This is a genomic window from Streptomyces lomondensis (assembly GCF_014651035.1).
GTDB classification, from domain to species: domain Bacteria; phylum Actinomycetota; class Actinomycetes; order Streptomycetales; family Streptomycetaceae; genus Streptomyces; species Streptomyces lomondensis.
In genome coordinates this window covers 894,515-911,394 of the sequence record NZ_BMWC01000001.1, presented here as the reverse complement: position 1 = coordinate 911,394, position 16,880 = coordinate 894,515, and the positions used below count along the sequence as shown (strand labels likewise).

The 16,880-nt window shown below is 73.2% G+C and carries 13 protein-coding genes and 1 pseudogene; 6 read left to right on the top strand and 8 right to left on the bottom strand.

Features of this window, described 5'->3' with window-relative positions; translation table 11 throughout:
• Positions 1–13: 13 nt before the first annotated feature.
• Positions 14–160: pseudogene (locus IE255_RS03980) on the top strand (aggregation-promoting factor C-terminal-like domain-containing protein); the annotation flags it as partial.
• A gap of 81 nt (positions 161–241) precedes the next feature.
• On the opposite strand, the gene IE255_RS03975 reads toward IE255_RS03980, so the two are convergent.
• Positions 242–1,477, bottom strand: a complete 1,236-nt coding sequence (locus IE255_RS03975) for a cytochrome P450 (RefSeq protein WP_190048676.1) — start codon at positions 1,475–1,477, stop codon at positions 242–244.
• A 217-nt stretch (positions 1,478–1,694) separates the two neighbouring features.
• On the opposite strand from IE255_RS03975, the gene IE255_RS03970 reads away from it, so the two are divergent.
• Entirely contained in the window at positions 1,695–2,864 is a 1,170-nt protein-coding gene (locus IE255_RS03970) for a steroid 3-ketoacyl-CoA thiolase (RefSeq protein ID WP_190048675.1), read from the top strand.
• Positions 2,865–2,876: 12 nt separating this feature from the next.
• On the opposite strand, the gene IE255_RS03965 is transcribed toward IE255_RS03970, so the two are convergent.
• From IE255_RS03965 to IE255_RS03955, 3 genes are all read right to left on the bottom strand, one after another.
• Entirely contained in the window at positions 2,877–5,492 is a 2,616-nt protein-coding gene (locus tag IE255_RS03965; RefSeq protein WP_373309556.1) for an MFS transporter, read from the bottom strand.
• Positions 5,493–5,637: 145 nt separating this feature from the next.
• The gene (locus IE255_RS03960; protein ID WP_190048673.1) at positions 5,638–6,993 is read right to left on the bottom strand and encodes a glycosyltransferase family 39 protein; all 1,356 of its coding nucleotides are present in this window, start codon (positions 6,991–6,993) and stop codon (positions 5,638–5,640) included.
• Between the two features lie 299 nt (positions 6,994–7,292).
• Positions 7,293–9,347 carry a bifunctional glycosyltransferase 87/phosphatase PAP2 family protein gene (locus IE255_RS03955; RefSeq protein WP_190048672.1) on the bottom strand — a complete coding sequence of 685 codons (2,055 nt, stop codon included), beginning with the start codon at positions 9,345–9,347 and terminating at the stop codon, positions 7,293–7,295.
• Between the two features lie 343 nt (positions 9,348–9,690).
• Between IE255_RS03955 and proP the strand changes: the two genes are divergently transcribed.
• Positions 9,691–11,073 carry a glycine betaine/L-proline transporter ProP gene (gene proP, locus IE255_RS03950; protein ID WP_190048671.1) on the top strand — a complete coding sequence of 461 codons (1,383 nt, stop codon included), beginning with the start codon at positions 9,691–9,693 and terminating at the stop codon, positions 11,071–11,073.
• A 228-nt stretch (positions 11,074–11,301) separates the two neighbouring features.
• A complete protein-coding gene (locus IE255_RS03945; protein ID WP_190048670.1) occupies positions 11,302–11,973 on the top strand; it encodes an O-methyltransferase in 672 nt (223 codons plus the stop codon).
• A gap of 24 nt (positions 11,974–11,997) precedes the next feature.
• On the opposite strand, the gene IE255_RS03940 is transcribed toward IE255_RS03945, so the two are convergent.
• On the bottom strand, positions 11,998–12,390 hold the full coding sequence (locus IE255_RS03940; protein ID WP_190048669.1) for a hypothetical protein: 393 nt from the start codon (positions 12,388–12,390) through the stop codon (positions 11,998–12,000).
• Positions 12,391–12,478: 88 nt separating this feature from the next.
• Between IE255_RS03940 and IE255_RS03935 the strand changes: the two genes are divergently transcribed.
• Positions 12,479–12,922, top strand: coding sequence for a DnaJ family domain-containing protein (locus tag IE255_RS03935; protein ID WP_190048668.1), 444 nt, complete (start codon positions 12,479–12,481; stop codon positions 12,920–12,922).
• On the opposite strand, the gene IE255_RS03930 is transcribed toward IE255_RS03935, so the two are convergent.
• Entirely contained in the window at positions 12,911–13,426 is a 516-nt protein-coding gene (locus IE255_RS03930; protein ID WP_190048667.1) for a hypothetical protein, read from the bottom strand. The two genes, IE255_RS03935 and IE255_RS03930, sit on opposite strands and share 12 nt — an antisense overlap.
• A gap of 4 nt (positions 13,427–13,430) precedes the next feature.
• Positions 13,431–14,147 carry a hypothetical protein gene (locus tag IE255_RS03925; protein ID WP_190048666.1) on the bottom strand — a complete coding sequence of 239 codons (717 nt, stop codon included), beginning with the start codon at positions 14,145–14,147 and terminating at the stop codon, positions 13,431–13,433.
• A gap of 187 nt (positions 14,148–14,334) precedes the next feature.
• Between IE255_RS03925 and IE255_RS03920 the strand changes: the two genes are divergently transcribed.
• The gene (locus IE255_RS03920) at positions 14,335–14,826 is read left to right on the top strand and encodes a GNAT family N-acetyltransferase (protein WP_190048665.1); all 492 of its coding nucleotides are present in this window, start codon (positions 14,335–14,337) and stop codon (positions 14,824–14,826) included.
• Between the two features lie 2 nt (positions 14,827–14,828).
• On the opposite strand, the gene IE255_RS03915 is transcribed toward IE255_RS03920, so the two are convergent.
• A complete protein-coding gene (locus IE255_RS03915; protein ID WP_190048664.1) occupies positions 14,829–16,880 on the bottom strand; it encodes an MDR family MFS transporter in 2,052 nt (683 codons plus the stop codon).

Sequence of the window (16,880 nt, the reverse complement as noted above, 5' to 3'; positions counted from 1 at the left end):
AGTAAAAGGGCTCATTGCGGGCGCCAAGATGGCCTCGGCCGGCTCCGACTGGAAGACCAACGCGGCCACCCAGATCGAGTGGGGCCTGGACTACATGAAGGACCGCTACGGCAGCGCCTGCGGCGCCTGGGACTTCTGGCAGACCAACCACTGGTACTGAGCCGGCCCGCACCCCCACAGACCGAAGGCGGCGGCCCCCTGATCCCCGGGGCCGTCGCCTTCGCCATGCCCCACGGGGGCTTCAGCCCGTGCTCACCGGCAGTTCCTTCACGCCGTTGATCCACGCCGACCGCAGCCGCCGCGGATCCCCGACCAGCTTCAGTCCGGGCATGGCGTCGGCGATCGCGTTGAAGATGAGGTCGATCTCCAGCACGGCGAGGGACTTGCCCAGGCAGTAGTGAGGGCCGCCACCGCCGAAGCCGAGGTGCGGGTTGGGGTCGCGGGTGACGTCGAAGGCGTCCGGGTCGTCGAAGACCTCGGGGTCGTGGTTGGCGGAGGCGTAGAACAGGCCCAGCCGGTCGCCCTCGCGGATCAGTTTGCCGCCCAGCTGCGTGTCCTGCGTGGCGGTGCGCTGGAAGGCGGCCACCGGGGTCGCCCAGCGGACGATCTCCTCCGCCGCCGTGGCCGGCCGCTCCCTCTTGTACAGCTCCCACTGGTCGGGGTGGGTCAGGAAGGCGTGCATGCCGTGGGTGATGGCGTTGCGGGTGGTCTCGTTGCCCGCGACGGCCAGCATCAGCACGAAGAAGCCGAACTCGTCGGAGCTGAGGTTGCCCTCGCCCTCCGCCGCGACCAGCTGCGTGACGATGTCGCGGGCGGGGCACTGCTTGCGGTCGGCGGCCATGTTCATCGCGTAGGCGATGATCTCCGTGGCCGACTCGGCGCCGACCTCCTCGGTGATGGCGTACTCGGGATCGTCGTACGCGATCATCTTGTTGGACCAGTCGAAGATCTTGTCCCGGTCCTCCTGCGGGACGCCCATCAGCTCGGCGATGGCCTGGAGGGGCAGTTCGCAGGCGACCTGGGTGACGAAGTCGAACGGCCCGGTGTGCTCGCGGGCGTGCTCGACGATGGCGTGGGCGCGGGCCCGCAGCCGTTCCTCCAGGGCGCGGATCGCCCGGGGCGTGAACCCGCGCTGCACGATCTGCCGGACCCGGGTGTGCTCCGGCGGGTCCATGTTCAGCAGGATCAGCCGCTGCGCGTCGATGGCGTCGCGCTCGATGTGCTCGTTGAAGCGGATGATCGCCGTGTTGAGGTACGACGAGAACAACTCCGGGTGCGTGGAGACGTACTTGACGTCGGCGTGCCGGGTGACGGCCCAGTAGCCCTCGTCCCCGAAACCGGCGAGACCGGCGGGCTGGGGCACCCAGCAGACCGGTTCGGCCCGGCGCAGCTCGGCGAACTCCGGCAGGGGCACGCGATGGTGCAGCAGGTCCGGGTCGGTGAAGTCGAACCCCTCGGGCAGCGCGGGACAGGGCATGGGCGGCTCCCACCACTCGTACCGACTCTGATTCTGACGGCCCATCAGCTGTGCGGAGTTGCGGTGACCGTAGTAACGGGTTCTACAAGTAGCAAGGGGCATGGGCCCGCCAATTGCCCGCACGACCCTTGCGGTCACCGAGCAGCCGTCAGCACACTGCTGACAGAACTAGAACGCGTACTAGTTCCGCTGAGCCTCCCGGAGAGGACCCGCACCCATGGCTGCCGAACCCGTGATCGTCGAAGCCGTACGCACCCCCATCGGCAAGCGCGGCGGCGCGCTCGCCCATCTGCACCCCGCCTACCTTCTGGGCGAGACCTACCGCGAGCTGCTCGGCCGCACCGGCATCCCCGCCGACTGCGTCGAGCAGATCGTCGGCGGCACGGTCACGCACGCGGGCGAGCAGTCCATGAACCCCGCGCGCACGGCCTGGCTGACCATGGGGCTGCCGTACGAGACGGCCGCGACGACGGTCGACGCGCAGTGCGGGTCCTCCCAGCAGGCCTCGCACATGGTGGCCAACATGGTCGCGGCGGGCGTGATCGACGTCGGCATCTCGTGCGGCGTGGAGTCGATGTCGCGGGTGCCGCTGGGGTCGGGCTCGAAGCACGGGCCGGGCAAGCCGTTCCCCGACGAGTGGAACGTGGACCTGCCGAACCAGTTCGAGGCGGCCGAGCGCATCGCCCGGCACCGCGGCCTGACCCGGGAGGACGTCGACGCGCTGGGTCTCGCCTCCCAGGAGCGGGCCGCCCACGCCTGGGCGGAGGAGCGCTTCAAACGAGAGACGTTCGCGGTCCAGGTGCCGACGACCGAGGAGGAGCAGCACGCCGGCCAGGGCATGTGGCGCCTGGTCGACAAGGACGAGGGCCTGCGCGACACGTCGGCGGAGGCGCTGGCCTCCCTGAAGCCGATCATGCCCACGGCGGTGCACACGGCCGGCAACTCGTCGCAGATCTCCGACGGGGCCGCGGCGCTGCTGTGGGCGTCGAAGCGGATGGCCCGGGCGCTGAAGCTGCGGCCCAGGGCCCGGATCGTGGCTCAGGCGCTGGTGGGCTCGGACCCCCACTTCCACCTCGACGGCCCGATCGACGCGACCAGGGCCGTGCTGGGCAAGGCCGGGATGTCGCTGCGGGACATCGACCTCGTGGAGATCAACGAGGCGTTCGCGTCGGTCGTCCTGAGCTGGGCGCGGGTCTTCGAGCAGGACCTGGAGAAGGTGAACGTCAACGGCGGGGCGATCGCGCTCGGGCACCCGGTGGGAGCCACCGGGGCCCGGCTCATCACGACGGCCCTGCACGAACTGGAGCGCTCAGACAAGGAGTTCGCCCTGATCACGATGTGCGCCGGGGGCGGGCTGGCCACCGGGACGATCATCCAGCGGCTGTAGTCCGGGACCGGCTCACGCGTCCTGGTGGGCCAGTCGCGGATGGACGTCGCTCGGGCCGCGCCCGTCCACGGTGACCGTGGTGGCGACGGGCGCGTACCCGCTGGCGATCAGGGAGTAGTCCCCCGCGTCCAGGCCGGTGAACGCGTAGGCGCCGTCCGTACCGGTGATGGCGGTGCCCACGACGTTCCCGGCGGCGTCGACGAGGGTGACCCGCGCGTCGGCGACGGGGTCGCGGCCGGTTCCCGTCCGTACGACGCCCTGCACCCGGGCGCCGGGGTGCAGCAGCACCTTCAGGCCGGTGGCCGGGGCGCCGGGCATCCGGACGGGGAGCGCGGCGGGCCGGTACCCGGTGGCGTTCACGGCGATCGTGAGGTCGCCGTCGGGCACGGGGCCGAGGCCGAACGCACCGGAGGCGTCGGTCGTGCCGGTGGCCACGACGTCTCCGCATACGTCCGTCACCACGACCGTCGCGCCCGCCACCGGCAGCCGGTCCTCGGCCGTGGCCACCGTCCCGGCCAGGCCGCTGCCGCCGGCCAGGACCACGTCGTACGGCAGGGGCTCCTCGCCGAGCGTGACCGTGGACGCCTGGGGCTGGTGGCCGTCCGCCGCCGCGATCAGGACGTACGTCCCCGCCGCGGGGGCGGCCAGCCGGTAGCGGCCCGCGTCGTGCGCCACGGCCCGGCCGACCTGCCGCCCGGAGAGGGAGATCAGCGTGACGGTGGCGCCCTCCATGGCCCTCCCGGCGGCATCGCACACGCGGCCGGTGACGGCCGGGCCGTGCGCGGCGACGGGTTCGGCGGGAGCGGACTCGGCGACCGGCTCGGCACCGGCCCCCACGGCAGCGGACACGACGCCGGGCTCGGCACCAGCCCCCACGACAGCGGACACGACGCCAGGCTCGGCACCAGCCCCCACGACAGCGGACACGACACCGGGCTCGGCACCAGCCCCCACGACAGCGGACACGACACCGGGCTCGGCACCAGCCCCCACGACAGCGGACACGACACCGGGCTCGGCACCAGCCCCCACGACAGCGGACACGACGCCGGGCTCGGCGCCAGCCCCCACGGCGGCGGGCTCAGGCGCGGCCTCCGGCTTCGGCTTCGGCTTGCGGAGCAGCACCGCCCCGACCAGCGCGGCGAGCAGCGCCAGGGACGCGGCGACGATCAGGCAGAGCCGGAGGCCGTCGAGGAAGGACTCGGACAGGGCGCCCAGGGCGCGGCCGGTGTCCGCTCCCAGGTCCATCCCGGCCACCGCGCCCAGCCCTGCGGCGTCCACGGCAGCGGTGACCTGGTGGGCGGTCGCCCCGTCGAGGCCCGCGTCGGCGAGGTGCCCGGGCAGGGCGTCCGTCGCCCTGGTCGTCAGCAGCGTACCCAGGACGGCCGGGCCGAGGGCGCCGCCGACCTGCCGGAAGGCGTTGTTGCCCGCGGCGGCCATCCCGGACAGGTGGTGCGGCACGGACGCGACGGCCGTGGCGGTCATGGGCGTGATGACCAGGCCCATGCCGAGGCCGAGCAGCGCCAGCCGCCAGGCCAGCGGCCCGAACGCGGTGTGCGCGTCGAGCGCGGTCAGGGACAGCAGCGCGCCCGTGGTGGCGAGCAGGCCGGTGGTGATCAGGGCACGGGCCGGGACGCGCCGCATCAGCGGCCCGACGACGACTCCGACGAGCAGGCTCACCGCCGTCACCATGAGCAGGCGGTAGGCCGCGTCGAGGGTGTCGAGCCGCTGCACCGTGCCGAAGTAGAGGCTGAGGACGAAGAAGAAGCCGATCAGGCCCAGGAAGCTGATCATCGCGATCAGCGTGGTCGCGCTGAACGCGGGGCTCCGGAACAGCGCCAGGTCCAGCATCGGGCTGTCGCTGCGCCGTTCGGCCACGACGAAGGCGACGGCACCGGCGGCGGCGAGGGCGAGCGCCACGACGACCCGGGGCTCGGAGAAGGACTGGGCGCCGCCCTCGATCACGCCGTAGACGAGCGCGGTGATGGTCAGCGCGGCGGTGAGCTGGCCCGGCCAGTCCAGCCTGCGCGAGCCGGGGGCGCGCGAGTCGGCGACCAGCGGCACGGCGGCGGCCAGGGTGGCGAGGGCCACGGGTATGGCGGGCGCGTAGATCCAGTGCCAGGCGGCGTGCTGGAGGATCACCCCGGCCATGAGGGGGCCGACGGCCAGTGCCAGCGACAGGGCGGCGGCCCACAGTCCGACGAACTTGGCGCGCTCGTGCGGGTCCGGCACCGCGTGGCTGATCAGCGCCAGGGTCGTGGGCAGCAGCGCCGCCGCGCCCGTCCCGGCCAGTGCCTGCCCGGCCCACAGCACCTGCACCGACTGCGCGCTCAGCGCGACGGCGGCCCCGGCGGCCGAGAACAGCAGGCCGGCCTGGAAGACCTTCTTGCGGCCGTGCACGTCTCCGACGACACCGGCGGTCAGGATGAGCGCGGCCATCGGCAGGACGAACGCGTCCGAGACCCACGACAGTTGGGAGGTCGAGGCGTGCAGGTCCCGCTGGATCGCGGGGAGGCTGACGGAGACGGTGGTGACCGGCAGGTAGGCGACGAACACCCCGACGCAGGCCATCAGGAGGGTGGCTCCGGGACTCCGCGGTGGTCGGTCGGCCCTCGTTGCCACGTTCACAGAACCCTCCATGTCGGACTTTCGGGTGGACAGCGGGGCTCACCTTTCAGTCACGGCCGTCGAAGATCCAGCCACGGCCCGGGCGGGCACGGAAAACCGACATCGGGAGGGCGCTTTCCACGGTTTTCCGACACCGCCCGTGCGGCTACGGCGTGCAGCGGCCGGGGCGGGCGTAGACGACGATCTGGGCGCCCTGGACCCGGGTGCGCTCGCACACCTCGAAGTGGGTCCGCAGCGTCCGGCGCTTGATGTCCTCCTGCGGGAAGGGGTCGAGCGGCTGGCCGGGCGGGTCGGTCAGGGCGATGACCCGGTCGGCCGCCAGGACGGCGCGGCGGATCGCGGCGGCATCGCGTTCGGTGCCCTGAAGGGTGCGGGAGGCCGCCGGGGACTCGGCGAGGGCCAGGTCGTCGAGCCGGCCGTACACCCCGGGGGAGGACAGGAGCCATTCGCGGCGCCGGGCGGGCAGGAACAGGACCCCGTCGCCCGGGCGCGCCTGCCGCTCCACGACGCGGGCGACGGCGACGACGTCGTCCTTGCGGCTCTCGGGCGAGCGCACCAGCAGCGACCACGGCAGCAGCACCGCGACCGCCGCGCCGGCCGCCAGACAGGCCGTCAGCGCCCGGGCCGCCGGGGCGAGTCGGTGCCGCTGCCCGATCGCCCAGGACAGCGCGGCCCCGGCCGGCAGGGCGAGGCCCGTCATGCCGTAGAGCACGTACCGGTCGACGTACCAGGGCTTGACGAGGGAGAGCGTCATCAGCAGGCCGGCCGGGGCGATCAGCAGGGGCAGGGCGAGGCGGGTCAGCGGGACGGCTCCCGGGGCGCCCGCGCGGATGAGCCGGCGGCACAGCAGCACCGCCACGACCGAGAGCCCCGCGAACAGCAGCCACGCACCGGCACTCGGACGTCCGAGCCAGCCCAGCTGGGCTTCCGCCTGGCCCGCGCTGAGCACCGCCAGGGGCAGCAGGCCGAGCCCCACACCGGCCGCCGCGCCCGCCCATCGGCGCACGTCCCGCCGCTCCGGGCGCGACCGCCACAGGGTCAGTCCGTGGGCCAGCAGTACCAGCGCGGCGAACTCGTGCAGCCAGGAGGCGAGGTGGAGCGTGAGGACGTACGCCGTCCACCAGCGGGCGCGGGAGTCGGCGGTGGCGCGCAGGAAGAAGTACGTCGCCCAGGTGACGCCCGCCGTGACGAGTGCGTACGAACGGCCCTCCTGTGCGTACTGCTGCGTGAGCGGCAGCACCGCGAAGACGAGCCCGGCGAGCGTGCCGGCCCGGCGTCCGGCCAGCCGGGTGCCGATCGCCCCGACCCCGGCGGCGGCCAGGGCGGTGGCCAGCACCGAGGGCAGCCGGAGGGCCGTCAGTCCGCCGTCCCAGGCGGCGAACACCGCGTGCATGAGGAGGTAGTACAGGCCGTGCACGGCGTCGATCTCGCCCAGCAGGCCCCATAGTTCACCCAGTGACCGGTGGGCGACCTGATAGGTGACGGACTCGTCGCGCCACATGCTGTCCTGCCGCTCGATCCCCCACAGGCCGAGGGCGAGCGCGGCCAGGGCCGGGACGGCGACCGGGGCCGCGCGTCTCCACCGGCCCGCCCGCGGGGCCGGCCCGGACGCCGGGGAACTCGGGCGGCGTGCGCCCGGGATCGTGCCCGTGGCGTCCAGGTGCTGAGTGATGGCTTCCTCCGCGGGCGTGGGTGTGCGCGATCCCGTTCAGGAGACGCACACCGCTCCCGCGGGGATGCCTGCGGACGTCAACGCGCCGTCCGTTTCCGGTCATTGGGCGTTCGTGCCGCGGCCGCCGCTCAAAGGGAACTCGTCGATCTGCTGCCGCTCGAACGCGCCTCCGCCTGTTCCCGCCCGGCCGCGGCGGCGATGGCGGCCCGGGGCCCCGAGAGCGCGTACGTCAGCGCGAAGCCCACGCCGACCACGACCGCTCCCCCGGCCGCGTCGAGCACCCAGTGGTTCGCGGTCGCCACGATCGCCGACACCGTGAACAGCGGGTGCAGCAGCCCCAGCGCCTTCATCCACCGCCGGCGCGCCAGCACCGCGATCACCACGCCGCACCACAGCGACCAGCCGAAGTGCAGGGACGGCATGGCCGCGTACTGGTTGGTGAGGGCCGTGAGCGTGCCGTAGTCGGGCTGGGAGAAGTCCTGGACGCCGTGGACGGTGTCGATGAAGCCGAGCGTCGGCATCAGGCGCGGCGGGGCCAGCGGGTAGAGCCAGAAGCCGACCAGGGCGAGCAGGGTGGCGAAGCCCAGGGCGGAGCGGCCCCAGCGGTACTCGGCCGGGCGGCGCCAGTACAGGACCGCGAGGACGGTCAGCGGGACGACGAAGTGGAAGGACTCGTAGTAGAAGTCGAAGAAGCTCCGCAGCCAGTCGATCTTCACGACCGTGTGGTTGGCCCAGCGCTCGATGTCGATGTGCAGGGCGCGCTCGACGTCGTAGATCTGCATGCCGTGCTCCTCGGCCTCGGCCCGGCCGGCCGAGTTGCTGCCGCCGGTGGCCGCGAGCCGGACCTGGGAGTAGGCGGCGTAGGTGACCCGGATGAGCAGGAGCTCCAGGAGGAGGTTGGGTCTGGTGAGCACCCGGCGCAGGAAGGGCACCAGCGGTACGTGTTGGAAGCGGGCCGGGACGGCGGGGGCGTACTCGGTGGGGATCGGCGACTGGTAGTACGGCGAGGTACGGGACAGGAACGGCACGGCCGTGGCGGCGGCGAGGGCGGCCAGCAGGACGAGGTTGGTGCGCAGCGGGTCCAGCGACGCCATGTCGGGCAGCATCATCCTGGCCGGCAGGGTCATGACCAGGACGACGGTGACCGGCCACACGTACCGGTCGGAGGCGCGCCGGCCGGCCCGGCCCACGACCGCGAGCAGCACCCACAGCAGCTGGTGCTGCCAGGCCGTGGGCGAGACGACGATCGCGGCGCAGCCGGTGACCGCGACGGCGAGCAGCAGCTGGCCGTCGCGGAAGTAGCGCACGGCGCGGCGCAGGGCGAGGACGGCGACGGCCGCGCCGAGCGACAGGAAGAGGGCGACCTCCAGGGGGCCGTTCAGGCCGAGCCGCAGCAGGGCGCCGTGCAGGGACTGGTTGGCGAGGTCGTCGGCCGGGCCGCCGAGGCCGACGCCGGCCATGTGGTGGACCCAGTAGCGGTAGGAGTCGTGCGGCATCGCCGCCCAGGCGAGCCCGGTGCAGGCGGCGAAGGTGACGCCGGCGGAGAGCGCGGCGCGTCTGCGGCCGGTGAACCACAGCAGGGGCGTGAAGAGCAGCAGGGTGGGCTGGAGCGCCGCCGCGACGCCGATGAGCAGGCCGCTGACCCGCTGGCCGTGGGCGACGAAACAGCCCAGCAGGACGAGCAGGACCGGGATGATGCTGGTCTGGCCCAGCCACAGGGTGTTGCGGACGGGCAGGGACAGCATCAGCAGGCTGATGGCGACCGGGGCGGCCAGCAGGGCGGTGCGGCGGCCGATCGGCTGGGGCAGGGCGCGGGCGGCGATCAGGCCGAGGGCCACGACCAGCAGCAGCGTGCCGAAGGTCCAGCCCCAGCCGAGGGCCTGTTCGGCCGAGCGGGTGAGGGGTTTGAGGACGAGGCCGCTGAAGGGGGTGCCGGTGAAGCGGGTCGAGTCGTACAGCGAGCCGTTCACGTGCAGGACGCCGTTCGGCCCGACCCAGGTCTCCAGGTCCGTCAGGCGCTCTCCGCGGGGAGTGGCGAGGACGACGGCCACCTGCCGTGCCGCGAGGACGGCCGCGATCAGCCACAGTCCGAGGCGGGCCACGCGCAGGCGTGCCTGGGCCCCGCCGACGGCCGTCGCTCCGGGGGCTTCCGCCGGTCGTCCGCTGTGATCCGCATTCACCACGCCTCGTCGGCCTCCCGCCCCGATTCACCCGCGCCCCCCGGGATGAAGACGCGGGCCACCCCCGGTTCACCTGACGTCCGTCCTCCTTTTGTCCGCATGACGATAGTGCGAAGGTGCCGCGGATGCCTCTTGTGGACGCGACAAAGATCACATGAAGGCCCGGCGGAAACCGCGGGCGACCGGGCAGACGTACCAGCGCACGCACCATTTGCGTGCACAGTGCAACGAAGGCGTGCCGTCCGTAATCGGTTCAAATCCGCCTATCGTCGCTTTCCGGCCCGTACGACAGCGCCGCCGCGCGGGACCGCGTCCCTGTCCCCGTCGAAAGGTAGGCGAGCGAGTCTTGTCGACTGCCTCGGTCGTCGCTCCCCCGTCCGTCATGAAGAGCCGCACGGCGAAGGCCGCGGACACCACCGTCACCGACCCCGCGCTCGTCAAGCGCGCCGTGAAGGCGGCCGCGCTGGGCAACGCGATGGAATGGTTCGACTTCGGTGTCTACAGCTACATCGCGGTCACGCTGGGCAAGGTCTTCTTCCCCTCGGGCAACCCCACCGCGCAGCTGCTGTCCACGTTCGGTGCCTTCGCCGCGGCCTTCCTGGTCCGCCCCCTCGGCGGCATGGTCTTCGGCCCGCTCGGCGACCGCGTCGGCCGTCAGAAGGTCCTCGCGCTGACCATGATCATGATGGCCGCGGGCACCTTCGCGATCGGCCTGATCCCCTCGTACGCGACGATCGGCGTCGGCGCGCCGGTCCTGCTCCTCGTGGCCCGCCTGGTGCAGGGCTTCTCCACCGGCGGCGAGTACGCGGGCGCCTCCACGTTCATCGCCGAGTACGCCCCCGACAAGCGGCGCGGCTTCCTCGGCAGCTGGCTGGAGTTCGGCACCCTCGCCGGCTACATCGGTGGCGCGGGCCTGGTCACGCTGATGACCGCCCTGCTCTCCGCCGACGACCTGACCTCCTGGGGCTGGCGCATCCCGTTCCTGATCGCGGGCCCGATGGGCATCATCGGCCTCTACCTGCGGCTGCGCCTGGAGGAGACCCCGGCGTTCGCGGCCGAGGCCGCCAAGGCCGAGACCGACCGCCCCAAGGTGCCGCTGCGCGAGATGATCACCGGCCAGTGGCGCGCGCTGCTGCTGTGCGTCGGCCTGGTGCTGGTCTTCAACGTCACCGACTACATGCTGCTGTCGTACATGCCGAGCTACCTGACCGGCCAGCTCCACTACGACGAGACGCACGGCCTGCTCGTCGTCCTCGGCGTGATGGCGCTGATGATGATCGTCCAGCCGTTCGCCGGCGCGCTGACCGACCGGGTCGGCCGCCGCCCCGTGATCGCCACCGGCTGCGCGGGCTTCCTGCTGCTGTCCGTCCCGGCCCTGCTGCTGATCCGCGACGGCAGCCTGCTCGCGGTCGCGCTCGGCATGGGCGCCCTCGGTCTGCTGCTGGTCTGCTTCACGGCGTCGATGCCCTCGGCGCTCCCGGCGCTGTTCCCGACGAAGGTCCGCTACGGGTCCCTCTCCATCGGCTTCAACGTCTCGGTGTCCCTCTTCGGCGGCACGACGCCGCTGGTGGTCACGGCCCTGATCGGCGCCACCGGGAACATGATGATGCCCGCGTACTACATGATGGCCGCGGCCGTGATCGGCGGTTTCGCGGTGTGGCGCATGGCGGAGTCGGCGGGACGCCCGCTGCCCGGGTCGGCGCCTTCGGTGACGTCGCAGGGGAACTGAACTCCCTGACCCCTGCCGCGGCCGGCGGACAGCCTTCGGGCGTGAGCCGGGACGCGGCCGCGGGGCCGGTGCCGCCCCGCCGCCCGGCCTCGAAGGCCGGGGCGATCGTGCTCGGGCGGCGAGGAGAGGCCTTCCGGCGGGTCTCCCGGCGCCGGGCGGAACTCCGGCCCGCCCGCGCTCGTTGGCCAGCTGGTTAGCATCCCTAACTAGGCACAGAAAGGCAGCCGCATGAGCGAGTCGCACGTCTGGGACGAGGTCGACGCCTACTTCACCGCCCACCTCGCCCCGGACGACGAGGCCCTGGCGGCAGCCCTGCGCGACAGCGACGCCGCCGGGCTTCCGCACATCAGCGTCGCGGCGAACCAGGGCAAGCTCCTCCAGCTCCTCGCCCAGATCCAGGGCGCCCGCCACATCCTGGAGATCGGCACGCTCGGCGGCTACAGCACCATTTGGCTGGGCCGCGCCCTGCCCGCCGACGGGCGGCTGATCTCCCTGGAGTACGACCCCAAGCACGCCGAGGTCGCCGTCCGCAACATCGCCCGCGCCGGACTCGACAAGCTCGTCGAGGTGCGGGTGGGCCCGGCCCTGGAGTCGCTGCCCAAGCTGGCCGACGAGAACCCGCCCCCGTTCGACCTGGTCTTCATCGACGCCGACAAGGCGAACAACCCGCACTACGTGGAGTGGGCCGTGAAACTCACCAGCACGGGCAGCCTGATCGTCCTCGACAACGTGGTCCGCGGCGGCCGGGTGACCGACGCGGACAGCAGCGCCCCGGACGTGGTGGGCACCCGGGCCGCGATCGAACTGATCGGCAGTCACCCGAGGTTGAGCGGGACGGCGATCCAGACGGTCGGCACGAAGGGGTACGACGGATTCGCGGTGGCGCGGGTGCTGGCCTGACGCCCGGCTGCCCCGCGCCGGCGGTCACACCTCGTGGTAGAAGCCCACGTTGACGCTGCGCGGGGCGGTGCGGTCCTGGACGATGATCTCGCCGCTGCCGCCCCGGGGCAGCGGGACGGTGCCGCCGTAGGCGAGGGGCTGGGCGTACTCCCCGACGGTCAGGCGGACTTCGGAGGACGGGTCGGGCTGGGAGCCGCGCAGCCAGGTGACCTGCCAGGTCCCGTCGGCTCCGCACAGGAACTCCAGGTGGACGCGGGAGACGAACAGCCAGTCGTCCGGCGTGCCGAGCCGGCACAGGGACTTGTCGCGGCCCACCCGCAGCACGGCACCCGGCTCGCTGGGCGCGTCGGCCATGAGCATGCCGGCCGTGGCACCCTCCTCCGCCGCGGACACGGCGGCCATGGTGAGTTCGAGCACGTGCGCTCCTCCTGAGACGTCCCTGTGGGTCTGCAAGCCCGCCGAATGATAGAACGCCCAGTTGCGCCGTGTCCGGCACAATGGCCTCATGACCGAGCGAAAGCCACCCGGCGTCGACTTCGAGTCCTGGGTCGACAAACAGATCCGTGACGCGGCGGCGCGCGGGGAGTTCGAGCGGTTGCCGGGGGCGGGCGAGCCGCTCCCTCCCGACGTCGAGAGCACGTACGACGAACTGTGGTGGGTCAAGCGGAAGATGGCCCGCGAGGGCTTCTCCGTGCTCCCGCCGGCGCTGGCCCTGCGCAAGGAGGCCGAGGACGCGCTGCCGGCGGCCCTCGCGGCCCCCTCGGAGCGGATCGTCAGGAAGATCATCGGCGAGGTCAACGACAAGATCCGCGCGATGATGTTCAGGCCGCCGCCCGGCCCCCCGCTGGGAAAAAAGCCGTACGACGTCGAGGACGTCGTACGGCAGTGGCGGGAGCGCCGGGCGGCGCGGGGACCGGGCGGCTCACCCGGGCCCGGGTCACACGTGTAGCAGTCGTTCCGCCAGCTCGCGGTAGTCCTTCAGGGCCAGCCGCAGCTGCTCGGTGTCGGCGGACGAGACGGGCTTGCCCTCGCCGCCCTCGACCGACTGCCAGGAGTGCCGCAGGGTGCGGCGGCGCTGCGTCACAGCCTCGGTGAAGCGGGCCGCGATCTCCTCCAGCACGTGGTCGGCCTCCTCGACGGCGGCCCGGGGCCCGTCGACGAAACCGGCGACGGCGTGCTGCAACTGCGAGCCGAGCTTGTCGGACTCGTCGTGCGGCAGGAGGTGGGAGCCGCCGCCCTCACGGGAGCCGGCCTCACGGGAGCCGCCCTCGTGCGGGCCGGTGCGGCCTGCCGTGTGCGGGGTGCCGGCGGTTCCGAGCCGGTCTTCCGCAGGGACACCGGGGGTGGGTGCGCCGGTGGTGCGGTCCGTGCCGTGGCCGGTGCCCAGGGCGGTCTCGCCGCGGGCGTCCGGGGCGGGGGTGCCGTCGCCGGGCGGTCGGGTCATGTCGGTCATCGCCTCAACTCTCCTTCGCCTGACGTCGGTGCATGGCCCACGGCAGGTGCCCGCCGCGGGTGGCCGGGGCCTTGCGGCCGCCGTTCAGTCCGGCACGGTGGCGTCCGCTCTCGTGCCGGCCGCTCTCGTGCCGTCCGCCGGTGTGGCCGCCGCCCTCGTGGCGGGCCGGCCGCACCAGTTCCTCGAACAGGGCGCGGGCCGCCACCATGGCCTCGCGCATGTCTTCCGTACCGGTGCCGCCGTCCCGGGCGTCCTGCGGGCGCAGGTGCGCCGCGCGGTGCACGCGCCGGTAGCCGTCCACGTGGTGGGCGTGGTGCACGGACAGCGCCGCGAGCTGCTCCTCGTACTGCCCGCCGTCCGGGAAGCCCCGGGCGCCGGCCAGCTCGGCGAGCAGCCGGTCCGCCTCGGCGACCGCCTCCCGCGGCGAGTCGACGAACCGCTCCTGGGCGGCCGTCCAGCGCGCCTCGTACTGCTCGCGCTGCGCCGGCTCCAGCGGCCGCTCCCGCAGGTCGCCGTGGCGCTGCACGCGCTCGGTCAGCTCGCGCTCGGCGGCCTTGGCGTCACCGTCGTGCCGGGCGACGACACGGTCGTACTCGGGTCCGAAGCGCCGCTTCAGGCTCGGGCCGCGCCGAGGCCCTCGGGCGCGCAGGGTCATGGCGGCCGCGATGATGACGACGACCGCCGCGATCACGATCAGAGCAATGATCAGGCCAGTGGACATGAATGCCTTCCGGGTTCTCGGCCCAACCGGCTCTCCTCGCGAGCCGGTTCGCCGGTCGGGTAGCCCGGAAGCAGGCCCCCAAACGGCGGCCGGGCCCGGCGCGGGGCGCGGGTTGTCCGGCTGCGGGCCGGGTGCGTCGGGTTATTCGGTTGCGTGCCGGGTGCGGCGGCTGCCGAGAATGCGGGTCATGACCTGGACCGTGGCCCCGGAACCTTACGACTCCCCCGTCGCCGCCGCCCTGTGGCGGGCGTACTACACCGAGGTCAGCGACCGCTGGTACCTGCTGCACGAGGGGCGCCGCACCGACCCGGACGAGCTGGAGCGGGAGATCGCCGCCCAACAGGGCGCGGACCTCGCGCCGCCGCGCGGGCGGCTGCTGGTCGCCCGGTACGACGGCGAGCCGGCCGGTACGTCGGGCGTACGGCTGCTGGACGGCACGACCGCCGAGCTCACGCGGGTGTTCCTGCACGAGCCGATGCGCGGCAAGGGCGGTGCCGCGCTGCTCGTCCGGGCCGCCGAGGACGCCGCCCGCGCGCTCGGCGCCGACCGGATGGTCCTCGACACCCGCGGCGACCTCGTCGAGGCCCGCGCCCTCTACGCCCGGCTCGGCTACCGGGAGACCGGGCCGTACAACGACGACCCGTACGCCGAGCACTGGTTCAGCAGGCGCCTGGCCTGAGCTCAGACCACCAGATCCGTCTGCCGCGCCTCGTTCGGCCGCTCGCGCCGCGACCCGCACAGTTCGTCGTTCAGCTCCCGCACGAGCCGGACCAGGTCGGTCGGCCGGTCCGGCCCCCACCAGTCGCCGAGCAGCTCGGCGAGGGACTCCTCGCGGGCCCGCGCCAGCCGCTCGGCGACCTCGCGTCCCTGGTCGGTCAGCAGCAGGTCGAGGCCCACGCGCACGGCGAGCCGCCGCTCCTCGACCTGCCGGGCGGCCTCCATGATCACGGTCAGCGGCACGGGCATCCGGTCGGCCAGCACGCCCGGCTCCACCGAGCCGTACCGGCGGATCCGCAGCAGCAGCCAGCTCGCCGCGGGCAGCAGGTCGTAGCCCGCCCGGGCGGTGATCCTGCGGTAGATCTCGCGCCGGCCCTCGCGGGTGCCGAGCACCGACAGCGCGCGGCACACCTCGTCGTACGAGGACCGCTCGACGGGGTTGCTGGCCAGGGTCTGGGTGACGTCGGGCGCGGTGACCGAGCCGCGCAGCCGGTCCTCCTTCAGGAACCAGGCCAGCACGAAGCCGAGCAGCGCGACCGGGGCGGCGTACAGGAAGACGTCCGTGATGGAGACGGCGTAGGCGTGCAGGGCCGGCGGGCGCAGGCCGGGCGGCAGGGCGGTGATGCCGCGCGGGTCGGCCTCCAGCCCGGCCACGGAGACGCCGGGCGGCAGCCGGGCTCCCCGGAAGGCGTCCGTGAGCTGGTCGCCGAGCCGGTTCGCGAAGACCGTGCCGAAGACGGCGACGCCGAACGAGGCGCCGATCGAGCGGAAGAAGGTCGCGCCGGAGGTGGCGACGCCCAGGTCCTCGTACGGGACGGCGTTCTGCACGATGAGCACGAGGACCTGCATCACAAGGCCGAGGCCGAGCCCGAAGACGAAGAAGAAACCGCTCAGCTCGGCGGTGGAGCTGTGCTCGTCGAGCTGGTGGAGCAGGAGCAGCCCGAGCGTGGTGACGCCGGTGCCCGCGATCGGGAAGACCTTCCAGCGGCCGGTCCGGCTGACGATCTGCCCGGAGGCCGTCGAGGCCAGCAGCAGGCCCAGCACCATGGGCAGCATGTGCACGCCGGACATGGTCGGGCTGACGCCCTGCACGATCTGGAGGAAGGTCGGCAGGTAGGTCAGCGCGCCGAACATGGCGAAGCCGACGACGAAACTGATCACCGCCGCGAGGGTGAAGGTGCGGACGCGGAAGAGCTTCAGCGGCAGCACGGGTTCGGCGGCCCGCCGCTCCACGGCGACGAAGACGACGGCGAGGACGACGCCCAGGACGGCGAGCCCGATGATCTGCGGCGAGCCCCAGCCCCAGGTCGTCCCGCCGAGCGAGGCGACCAGCACCAGGCAGGTGGCGACGGACGCGATGAGGAAGGTGCCGAGGTAGTCGATGACGTGCCGCCGTGCCGTGCGCGGGATGCGCAGGGCGGTGGCGATCACGGCGAGCGCGACGATCCCGACCGGCAGGTTGACGTAGAACACCCAGCGCCAGCTCACATGCTGGGTGAGCAGCCCGCCGAGCAGCGGCCCGAGCACACTGGTCGCGCCGAAGACGGCACCGAACAGACCCTGGTAGCGGCCGCGTTCGCGAGGGGACACCAGATCGCCGACGATCGCCATGGACAGCACCAGCAGCCCGCCGCCGCCGAGTCCCTGCACGGCCCGGAAGGCGATCAGCTGGGTCATGTCCTGCGCCGCCCCGCACAGCGCGGACCCGATCAGGAAGATCACGATGGCGGTCTGGAACAGTCTCTTGCGCCCGTACTGGTCGCCGAGCTTGCCCCACAGCGGGGTCGCCGCGGTCGCCGCCAGCAGGTAGGCGGTGACCACCCAGGACAGATGGTCCATGCCGCCGAGGTCGCTGACGATGGTGGGCAGCGCGGTCGACACGATGGTCTGGTCGAGGGCGGCGAGCAGCATGCCGAGGAGCAGCGCGCCGATGGAGACCAGCACGCTCCCGGGCACCTGCTCCTGGGCGGCGACACCCTGGGGCGACGTTCCGGCGGCGTGCGCGTCCCCGGCCAT

What these genes read in the sequence shown, in the direction of transcription:
- IE255_RS03975 (WP_190048676.1), bottom strand. Translation starts at nt 1,477, where the DNA reads ATGCCCTGTCCCGCGCTGCCCGAGGGGTTCGACTTCACCGACCCGGAC.
- IE255_RS03970 (WP_190048675.1), top strand. Translation starts at nt 1,695, where the DNA reads ATGGCTGCCGAACCCGTGATCGTCGAAGCCGTACGCACCCCCATCGGC.
- IE255_RS03960 (WP_190048673.1), bottom strand. Translation starts at nt 6,993, where the DNA reads ATGTGGCGCGACGAGTCCGTCACCTATCAGGTCGCCCACCGGTCACTG.
- IE255_RS03945 (WP_190048670.1), top strand. Translation starts at nt 11,302, where the DNA reads ATGAGCGAGTCGCACGTCTGGGACGAGGTCGACGCCTACTTCACCGCC.
- IE255_RS03935 (WP_190048668.1), top strand. Translation starts at nt 12,479, where the DNA reads ATGACCGAGCGAAAGCCACCCGGCGTCGACTTCGAGTCCTGGGTCGAC.
- IE255_RS03930 (WP_190048667.1), bottom strand. Translation starts at nt 13,426, where the DNA reads ATGACCGACATGACCCGACCGCCCGGCGACGGCACCCCCGCCCCGGAC.
- IE255_RS03925 (WP_190048666.1), bottom strand. Translation starts at nt 14,147, where the DNA reads ATGTCCACTGGCCTGATCATTGCTCTGATCGTGATCGCGGCGGTCGTC.
- IE255_RS03920 (WP_190048665.1), top strand. Translation starts at nt 14,335, where the DNA reads ATGACCTGGACCGTGGCCCCGGAACCTTACGACTCCCCCGTCGCCGCC.
- IE255_RS03915 (WP_190048664.1), bottom strand. Translation starts at nt 16,880, where the DNA reads ATGGCCGGGGACGCGCACGCCGCCGGAACGTCGCCCCAGGGTGTCGCC.